The following is a 9,736-nucleotide window of genomic DNA, read 5'->3' on the forward strand; positions in this document are numbered from 1 at the left end:
TCTCGCCACCCTGATTCTCGGCGTCGGTGCCAACACCGCCATTTTCAGTCTGGTCAAGGCGGTCGTCTTGAATCCGCTTCCTTACGAGGCGCCGGAGGAGATCGTGGTCCTCTGGGAGCGCAAGCCCGAAGGGGGAACGGATTTCGTGTCGCCGCCCAACTTCCAGGACTGGCGCGAGGGTGCGACTTCTTTCGAAGCGATCGCCGCCTTCAGGCACGTTCGATACGGGTTCAAGGCGGAGGAGCCGCGCGACCTCCCGTCGCTTCGCGCGACGCCGGATCTGTTCGAGGTGCTGGGCGTCGAGGCGCAAATCGGCAGGACATTCACTTCCGACGAGGCGGTTCCCGGTCACGACAAGGTCGTGCTCCTCAGCGCGGGGATGTGGCGCCGCGACTTCGGTGGGAAAAACGACGTCGTGGGACGCACGATCGAGCTCGATTCCGTCGAACATACCGTGGTCGGAGTGATGGGGGACGACTTCGTCTTCCCTCCGGGGAACGAGATCCAGCTCTGGACCCCGCTCGCCTTCGACCCGAATGACGCTCACGGGCGTTCGCGTCGGGCACGGGCGCTCAGCGTCGTCGGCCGTTTGCGCGGCGGCGTTGGCCTGGCACAGGCCCGGGAAGAGATGTCGACGATCGCCAGCCGACTCGCCGCCGAGTACCCCGATACGAATCAAGGATGGGGTGTCGTCGTCGAGTCCGCCCACGAGCAGCTCGTGTCGGCGGCGAGACCCGCGCTTTTGGTGTTGCTCGGTGCGGTGGGTTTCCTGCTCTTGATCCTCTGCGCGAATATCGCGAACCTGATGTTGGCTCGCCTCACCACGCGCCGGAGGGAGATCGCGCTTCTGGCCGCCCTCGGGGCCGGGCGGTTCGCGCTGTTTCGTCAGGTCCTTTCCGAAAGCTTGCTTCTGACCGCGGTGGGTGCCGGCCTCGGTACGCTCGCGGCGGTTCTCTCCATGCGTGTGGTGCGGAATCTTCCGGTAACCACGATTCCCAGGCTCTCGGAGGTGAAGCTCGACTTCGGCGTGCTGCTGTTCACCGCCTGTGTCTCGATTCTCGTGGCACTCGCTTTCGGACTCTTGCCCGCGCTTCGAGCATCGCGGCCCGAGCTTCGAGAGAGTCTGGGTGAGAACGCGCGCGGCGGGACACAGCGGAGCCGACGGATCCTGGGCCTTCTCGTCGCCGCTGAGGTTGCGCTGGCCCTCGTGCTGCTCGTCGGTGCCGGTCTGACGCTCCGGAGCTTTCGCGAGATGATGCGCGTCGATCCCGGCTTTCGTCCCGAACGGCTTCTCGCCGCGCAGGTTTATCTTCCCCAGGCCAGATACCGAGACACGGAAAGCCGCCTGTCGTTCTTCGCGCGGACGCTCGAGCGGGTTCGCGGGCTGCCGGGCGTGGAGTCGGCGGCGGCGGTGAGCTCTCTTCCGATGCATCCCGTCGGCATCGATTTCGCCCTTCCGTTCACCATCGAGGGAAGAAATCCCGTGCCCGGCGAGGAGCCGCGGGCGGACATTCGCGCCGCAACCGAGGATTATTTCGAGACGATGAAGATCCCGCTCCTGTCCGGGCGGCTCATCGATGAGCGGGATCACCAGGACGCTCCGCACGTGGTCGTGATCAACGAGACCCTCGCACGCCGCTATTTCGCCGGTGAAGATCCGATGCGAAAGATCATCGACAATCCTCATGGCAAGAGCGAGGTCGTCGGGGTAGTCGCCGACGTCCATCACTACGGTCTCGATGCCGAGCCGAGGCCGGAGCTCTACCTTCCGTTCGATCAGAACGTGTTCAGCGGCATGTCGATCGTGTTGCGGACCGGCCGGCCACCGGAGGAGATCGCTCGCGATCTCCGGGAGACGATCTGGCAGATCGATGGGGATCAGGCGATCTACGACATGAGCACGATGGAGGAAGCCATCGATCGATGGGTGTTCCTGCCTCGGCTCAGCACGACGCTCCTGGCGGCGTTCGCGGGCGCCGCGTTGCTGCTCGCATCGGTTGGCATCTACGGCGTCATCGCTTACTCCGTTTCTCAACGCACGACGGAGATGGGCCTCCGCATGGCGTTGGGTGCGGGTGCGACCGATTTGATTGGACTCGTGGTGCGGAATAGCATGACGTTCGTCGGTGCGGGTATGTTCGTCGGGCTGGTCGCTTCGCTCCTGCTCGCGAGGCTCCTTTCGGGCCAGCTCTTCGCGGTCAGCTCTCTCGACCCCTTCGTTTACTTCGGCGTCTCGCTGCTTCTCCTGCTCGCCGCGCTCGCGGCGAGTTATGTTCCCGCGCGCAGGGCGACGCGGGTCGATCCCATCGAGGCCCTGCGCGTGGAGTGAGCAGCCGTCTTCCCTGGGCCGCTGCCGTGGCGCTGGCGGTTACCGCCTACGCGGTTTCGCTGGGTGGTTTCTATATCCCCCACATCGGGGACGAGGCTCCCTACATCGAGATTACGCGACTGACCGCCGAGAGCGGACGATGGCTTCCGCTGAGGACCCCACCGGGGCTCGAGAACACCAAGCCACCGCTCCTCTTCTGGCTCGGGATCGCTTCCAGCAACTGGGGCCGTGACTGGACTCTCCTGAGGCTCCGTTTTCCCATCGTCATCGTGACCTTCCTCACCGCTCTCATCGTGGGCTGGCTCACCTTGCGCCTGCGCAGCGAGCCGAAGCACGCGGTCATCAGTGCCCTTACGTTCCTGGGCTTTTATTCCAGCTTTCAATACGGCCGTCCCTTTCTCACGAACCTTCCCGAGACCCTGGGCGCGTTCTCGAGCTTCGCCCTGGTTGCTTTCCGGGGAGACCGAGAAAGCGTCTTGCCCTGGATCTCCTCGGGGCTCGCCCTCGCGATGGCCTGCCTCTTCAAATCATTCGCCCTCGTGGCCCCGGTCGGGCTCGCCCTCGCCGTCTGCCTTTTGATGGAAGGTCGCTTGCGTCACGACTTCGGGCGACTCCTGTTGGTCGTGGGGATCGGACTCGGAGGCTTTGCGCTGTGGCCCCTCCTGGACCCGGATCCCGCGGCGGTCGTGAATCACTTCGTCGTCGGGGAGAACCTCCAGAAACTCTCGTCCGGCGACTACTGGACGGGTCTATTCCAGGGACCATACGCTCTCCACCTGTTTTGGCTCGGTCCGTTCGCCAACGCCGGGCTTTTCGCCTTGCCGGTGGCGGCAATGCTGTTCGACTGTTTTCGGAATCGGGCTCGAATTTCCTTCGAGGAGCGAGCTTTGCTCGTCTTCTTTCTCGCGTTTCTATCCGTCTACACCATTCCCGGCCAGCGGCAGGGAAACTATCTGATTCCCACGACTCCCGCCCTGGCGATTCTCGTCGGCAGGCGATGGCTAAATTTTCCACTGAATTGGTATCGATGGTTCAGTCTTCCCGGCCTCGCATTGGCCGCCTTTTTGCTTCCACTGGTGCTCGCCATTGACCGCGACCTGCTTCCCGAAGAAGGAGGCTATGGCTTCTGGCATATCGCGTTTCTCGTGCTTCTGGTCGCGCTGTGGGCGGCCAGCTTCCTGATGCCGGCGCTCGCGCGTCAGGGATTCCATGCTCTCGTGTTTCTCACGTTCGTTTCCATCGCCGTGGGCCTCGCGCCGTTCGAAGGACCCAGGGGCCGATTCGATCCGGCTCGGGTGCAGCTGATGAAACGCCGCACCGTCTTCGTCCCGTCCGAGTTCGTTTCTCGGCACGAACGACACCGGTTTCTTCTTCCCGGCGCCCGGGTCAGGGGCTACGATCCTGCCGACGCCGACGCGGTGAGCCGACTCCTGGAACGAGGTCGGCTCGTGGTCGTGCATCGGCCGGTGGGCACGGAGGTCGAGGGACCGTATCGAGTGGTCGCCCGCAGGTTCGATCTGAACTCCCGTCAGTCGCTTCGCGAAATCGCACGCATCGTCTTCGAGCACGATCTCGACCTTCTCGTCCGGGAGGAGTTGATCCTGCGCCGCTATCGGGTTCCCCGCCTGATCAAGCAATGAGAATCGAAACGCAGCGGAGGATCGACCGCTTCATCGGTGCTCCTCTGTGCCGCCTGCTCTCGCTTCTGCCGGCGCCCTCGGAGCGACAAGGCGCTCCGAGCACGATCCTCGTGGTGCTCCTCTCGGAAATGGGCAGTCTCGTCCTGGCCGATCCTCTGTTCCAGCGGTTGAAGAGGAAGTACCCCCAAGCTCGAATCTGCGCGCTCGTCTCGCGGAACAACGGGGAAGTGCTCGCCACCCTCGACGCCGTGCCCGACACCGAGGTCTACACGCTTCGAACTCACTCCTTGGTGGCGTTCTTGAGGGATTCCGTTGCCGTCGTTCGAAGGCTTCGCCGCCTCGAGCTCGACGTGGTCATCGATTGCGAGCTCTTCTCCCGGGTGAGCGCGATCCTCTCCCGCCTGAGTGGTGCGCGCGTGCGGGTCGGATTTCACCGCCACCGGCAGGAGGGACTCTACCGGGGCGATTTCATCAACCGGCCCGTGCCCTACAATCCCTATCGCCACATCGCCCGCCAGTTCCTCACCCTCGTCGAGGCGATCGAGAGCTCTTCCGTGCCTCCGGTCAAGCGGCGCCTGGCCGAAGACCACCTGGCCCTGCGGCCCTTGAGCCTTGACACCGGAGAGCTCGATGCCATGCGCCACAGGCTCGAGCGCGATTTCCCGCGGGTGCGGACCGCAAGGCTCGTTCTTCTCTACGCTGGGGGCGGCCTCATTCCTGTCCGGGCTTGGCCCCTTTCCTCGTTCCAGGAGCTGGCGGCTCGCCTCGTCGAGGCCGGTCTTCTGGTGGGCGTCATCGGACTGGACGGGGACAAACCTCTCGCCCGCGCCATCCAGGATCGCGTGGGGAGAGAGCGAGCCATCGACCTCACCGGATACACGCGAAACGTTCGCGAGGTCATGGTGCTGTTCCATCTCGCGGAGCTTTTGATCACGAACGATGGCGGGCCGGGACACTTCGCCGCCAAGACGCCGATTCGGAGCGTGATTCTGTACGGTCCCGAGACCCCCGTGCTCTACGGAAGCCTCGATCCGCATTCCGTCTGTCTCTACAAGGGGCTCTCCTGCTCGCCCTGCCTGAGCGCCTATAACCACCGAAACTCGCCATGCGACGGAGACAACCAGTGCCTGAAGACCATTTCCGTCGACGAGGTCTTCGAAAAGGCGATGTCCCTCTTGCCAATAGACGATGAGAGGACGTGGTAAGAGAACCGACGACGACTATTCGACTTGGGCTAAGATTGCGGAAAGCGAGGAGGCCCAACGATGTGTCTCATCGTGAACCCATCGGTTTTCGTTCTTCTGTTGTTTCTCATCCTCCCCGGACCGCCGAGCCGTCTCGAGCAGGCGAAGTTCCTGGAAACGGCCCGTGTCGTGAACGCGAAGCCGGTCTCCGAGGGGAGTACGGATACGTGGCGGTTGACGCTCGAAAGCGAGGGTTTCGTACACGATGCGAGCTTTCAGTATGTCGACGAGCGCGCGGTGAAGAAAGACCTCGGCGACGGCAAGTACGAGGTCAATTTCGTGGATTCCTATCGTTACAACATCGCGGCCTATCGCCTGGCCGAGCTCCTGGGCATGGCCGACATGGTGCCCGTTTCGGTCGAAAGGAATTGGCAGGGCAAGACCGGTGCGCTCACCTGGTGGGTGGACGAAGTTTGGATGAACGAGCAGGAGCTCATCGACCGCGGCTTGAAGGCGCCGGACCCGAACCTCTGGAGCGAGCAGATCTTCAAGGTGCGACTCTTCGGTCAGCTCGTATTCGACACGGATCGGAATCGTGGAAACTTGCTGGTGACGCGAGATTGGCATCTCTGGATGATCGATTTCAGCCGCGCTTTCCGGCGTTGGCGGAAGCTCGAGAACACCGCGGGATTGGAACGGTGCTCGCGAGAGGTGCTCGAACGGCTTCGGATGCTGAGTCTCGAAGAGCTCTCGCGGACCGTGGAAGAACACCTGACGGAGAAAGAGATCGATTCCGTCCTCGGACGGCGGGACCTCTTGGTCGAGCACTACGAACGGCTCATTCGCGAACGCGGGGAGCACACCGTCCTCTATTGACGGGCCCGATTTGCTCCGTGGCACCGTTTAGCTAGAATCCCATTCTTGGCCCGAAACGGGGCATGTCATCCATGTTTTCTGGTTTTCAAAATTGGCTGGCGGGGCTCGACGCCAACACCGCACTCGCGGTCCGATGCGCGATGCACACCCTCGTTGGTGGTGCGCTTGGGCTCTACGTTCGTGAGCTGTACCGGCGCTTTTCGTCGTCCTTGACGAAACGCGAGGGCTTCGCCGATCTCTTCCCGTTGTTGACGGCGATTACCGTCGTCATCATCTTCGTGGTCAAATCGTCGCTGGCTCTGTCTCTCGGTCTAGTGGGTGCCCTGTCGATCGTGAGATTTCGCACGGCAATCAAGAACCCCGAGGAGCTGGTCTACCTCTTCCTATGCATCGGGATCGGGGTGGGGCTCGGGGCGGAATTGACCCTGTTGACTGCCTCGTCGGTCGCCGTCGTCACGCTGTTCGTCGTCGCCAATTCTCTCCGAAAGGGGCGTTCGGCCCGACACAACCTGTTGCTCACCGTCTCGGGGGAAGCCAAGCGTTTCTTCGACGCGTCACAGGAAGACGTAGTCAGTATGCTGGAAAAGCGCACCAGACGGCTCCGGGTGCAACGTTTCGATCTCGAGGATGGTCAGGTTCAATTCCGCGCGACCGTATCGCTGACCGACGCTCAGGATGCGAACGATCTGGTGTCTTACTTGAAAGAGAAGCTCCCTCAGTTTCAGGTCTCTTACGTGGACCTGGAGACCCTGCAGTGAAACGATGGCCGCTGGGTCTTCTGATACTCGGCTCGGGGGGGCTCTCGTGGTGGATGGAGGTCGATCCGAACACGACGCGTTCCGTCGTGATCAACGAGATTCTTCTCATCAACCGATCGACGACTCTGGACGAGGATGGCAACCGGTCCGCCTGGATCGAGCTCCTGAACGCCGGCGGGGACGAAGTGGACCTCGGCGGATTCGCTCTGAGCGACGACGCCACGCTGCCGCGAAAATGGCCCCTGCCTCGGGCCGTCCTTCGACCGGGTGACCGTGTGCTCGTGCATGCCTCGGGAAAGAATCGCGGGATGCATGCCAACTTCGACCTGAGGCCGCGCTCACAGCTCGTCGTGCTCACCGGGCCGGATGAGGAGACGTCCGATGCCGTTGCCCTGCCGCGTCAAACGGATGACCGGTCCTATGGCCGTGATCCCGATGGAACCGGTCGGTTCCATTACTTCCTCACGCCGACGCCGGGATCGACCAATCGGGGACTCTCGTCCTCCACGCCGATATCCTCTCGTCCGCGCATGAACCCCGACGGCGGATTCTATGACCAGCGCCTCGACGTCGATCTGTCGATGGAGCTCCCCACCGACGACTTCGAGATTCGCTACACGACGGACTGGTCGCCGCCGGGGCCGGAGAGCGTCCTTTATGCCGGTCCGGTCACCCTCGTGCCTGACGAAGGCAGCAAGGTCGTTCGCGCGGCCGCCTTTCGCAACCGCGATCGCGTCAGTGGAGTGGAGACCCACAGTTATTTTTTCCATCGGCCTTCGCACGGTCTGCCCGCCGTCGCCCTGACCATGGATCCCTCGCATTTCCGACAGGTCCACATGCGCGCGCGTGAACGGGGGATCCTTTCGGAGCGAACCGCCGTCGTCGAGGTATTCGAGGCCGACGGGAGTCGCGCTCACTCTTCGACCGCGGGGCTTCGACTTCACGGCAACACCGGGCGCTTCGGTCCCTGGGAAACGAAGAAATCGTACCGGTTGCACTTTCGCGACCAGTACGGAAAGGGAAGGCTTGCGTATCCACTCATCCCCGGCCACCCCGACCTCGAACGGGTGGTTCTGAGGGCGGGAAACGACGACGCGTTCCGAAAGCAGCGGCGCGCCACCTATGTGCGCGACCAGCTCCTGCGTCAGTTGCACGAGGACATGGGACACGTGGCGTCCCACGGGGCTTGGTACGAGCTGTACGTGAATCGCAAGTACCACGGCGTCTACAACGTCGCCGAGCGCATCGATCGGGACTTCTTCTCGACTCACGCGGGCGGTCTCGAGTGGGACATCTGGCGCGACGGAGCGTTGGACGAGGCCACGGCGAGGAGCTGGGACGAGCTCCTCGAGAGCGTCGCCCGTAGGGATCTCACGGACGACCGTGCCTACGAACGTGCCTCGGAGATGATCGATATCGAGAGCTTCACCGACTACATGATTCTCAACATCTGGGCCCAGAACAACGACTGGCCGCACAAGAACTACGTCGCCGCGCGCCCTCGAGGCGGCAAGTGGATCTTTCTCATCTGGGACGCGGAGATGGCGCTCGGCCTCCACACGGAGAGCTCCGATCTCGATACCTTCGAGCGCGCGGTCACGAGAGGCGAAGTCGGAATCAGCGAGCTTCTGGAGTCGCTGCTTCGAAACGTCCGCTATCAAGAGCTCTTTCTCGACCGTTTCGAAGAACACCTGAGAGGCACTTTGTCTCCCGACCACGTCCTCGAGCGGATCGCGACGCTACGGGCAACATTGGCGGCCGGCGTGAGCGCCGAAGTCCGCGAGGGTTTTTCCGAGGCCCATACGGCCCTCTGGGCTCGAAACATGAGCGATCTCGAGAGATTCGCGCGCTCCCGGCCCCGGGCTATCTCCGAGCATGTGTATCGTTCGCCTCGACTCACGGTGCCCCGCGTCATCGAAGTGGAGCCCGCCCGGCTCGTGCTCGACGGCCCCAAGGAGATTCACCTGTCCGGGGCGGGACTGACGGAATCGACGACGGTTCTCGTTGGTGATACTCCCGTATCCGTCATCCGACGCGATCTCCCCGGCTCGATCACGGTTACGTTGCCACCCGACTCCCGGCTCGCCGGAAGACCCACGATTACGGTGTCCGATCCGAGCCGGGGTCGAACGAGACGCCACGATCTGGTCGAGATTGTGCTGCGCTCAGAGGAGACGTCCTGAAGCGCTTCGGGGGACTCGTGCTCCTGGCCGTCGCGCTCGGTGGCGCGATTTATCTCATCGCCCGACTCCCGCGCGGCCTCTTCCTGGTCGATTTAGCCGCCGAGGCCAAGCTCCATGCTCCGAACGGGGCTTACGCGGTGTTCTCCGACGACCGCGAGCTGCGCTCCGAGATCACGCTTTCCGGAGACAAACGGCGTGCGCTTACGCCGCCTTTTCCTTCCGAGCTCACTTTCGACGTTCACCTTCCGCCGGGCGCCACCCTCGAGCTCTCGACCGCGATGATCATGATGCAGGAAGTCCGTCGCGCCCACGTTTCGTTCAGCGTCGACGTCAGAGTCGGGGGCGAGACGGTGACGGTGCTTGCCGACGATCGAACCGTCGCCGAGGCGAATCGATGGCACGATGCGCGGGTCGATCTCGCGGGTTTCGGGGGAAACGACGTGTCGCTGACCCTCCGCGCCTCTCCTTCGAGAGGGCGAGGGGTAGCGCTGTGGAGCTCCCGCATTCGAGCCGTGTGGGGCGAACCGCGCGTTGCCGTCGCGCCCGGTGCGCTTGCGGAGGTCGATCGGACCCTGCAGACTCTCCTCGAGCGGGCGACGTCGGGGCCGGAGCGAGCCGCTCATATCGCCCAATCGGATTTTCTCATCGGTCTTGCCCTCGCGGGCATTTTGGCGCTCGTCCCATTGGGTCGTTTTCGCGCCATGCCACCGGAGACGGCAGTCCTCTTTGCCCTGGCGGCCACGTTGATGTTCAAGGTCGTCCACTC

At 63.2% G+C, this 9,736-nt stretch carries 7 protein-coding genes; all 7 read left to right on the forward strand.

Annotated elements, in window-relative coordinates; all coding sequences use genetic code 11:
- Window positions 1-2,329 (forward strand): ABC transporter permease (locus VEK15_20075; protein ID HXV63008.1); only part of this gene is annotated, 2,329 nt, incomplete at its 5' end.
- Entirely contained in the window at window positions 2,326-3,969 is a 1,644-nt protein-coding gene (locus VEK15_20080; GenBank protein HXV63009.1) for a hypothetical protein, read from the forward strand. The genes VEK15_20075 and VEK15_20080, both read left to right, overlap by 4 nt.
- The gene (locus VEK15_20085; protein HXV63010.1) at window positions 3,966-5,174 is read left to right on the forward strand and encodes a glycosyltransferase family 9 protein; all 1,209 of its coding nucleotides are present in this window, start codon (window positions 3,966-3,968) and stop codon (window positions 5,172-5,174) included. The genes VEK15_20080 and VEK15_20085 overlap by 4 nt, the downstream gene beginning before the upstream one ends.
- A gap of 60 nt (window positions 5,175-5,234) precedes the next feature.
- On the forward strand, window positions 5,235-6,029 hold the full coding sequence (locus tag VEK15_20090) for a hypothetical protein (GenBank protein ID HXV63011.1): 795 nt from the start codon (window positions 5,235-5,237) through the stop codon (window positions 6,027-6,029).
- Window positions 6,030-6,169: 140 nt separating this feature from the next.
- Window positions 6,170-6,787: a DUF4956 domain-containing protein gene (locus VEK15_20095; protein ID HXV63012.1), complete on the forward strand. Its 618-nt coding sequence runs from the start codon at window positions 6,170-6,172 to the stop codon at window positions 6,785-6,787.
- Complete coding sequence (locus VEK15_20100; protein HXV63013.1) at window positions 6,784-8,970, forward strand: CotH kinase family protein; 2,187 nt, start codon at window positions 6,784-6,786, stop codon at window positions 8,968-8,970. The genes VEK15_20095 and VEK15_20100 overlap by 4 nt, the downstream gene beginning before the upstream one ends.
- Before the next feature lie 17 nt (window positions 8,971-8,987).
- The coding region (locus VEK15_20105; protein ID HXV63014.1) for a hypothetical protein at window positions 8,988-9,736 on the forward strand (749 nt) is incomplete at its 3' end.

It is taken from the genome of Vicinamibacteria bacterium (assembly GCA_035620555.1).
Classification (GTDB): domain Bacteria; phylum Acidobacteriota; class Vicinamibacteria; order Marinacidobacterales; family SMYC01; genus DASPGQ01.

Coding starts and splice junctions, on each gene's coding strand:
- VEK15_20085 (HXV63010.1), top strand. CDS start 3,966: ATGAGAATCGAAACGCAGCGGAGGATCGACCGCTTCATCGGTGCTCCT.
- VEK15_20090 (HXV63011.1), top strand. CDS start 5,235: ATGTGTCTCATCGTGAACCCATCGGTTTTCGTTCTTCTGTTGTTTCTC.
- VEK15_20095 (HXV63012.1), top strand. CDS start 6,170: ATGCACACCCTCGTTGGTGGTGCGCTTGGGCTCTACGTTCGTGAGCTG.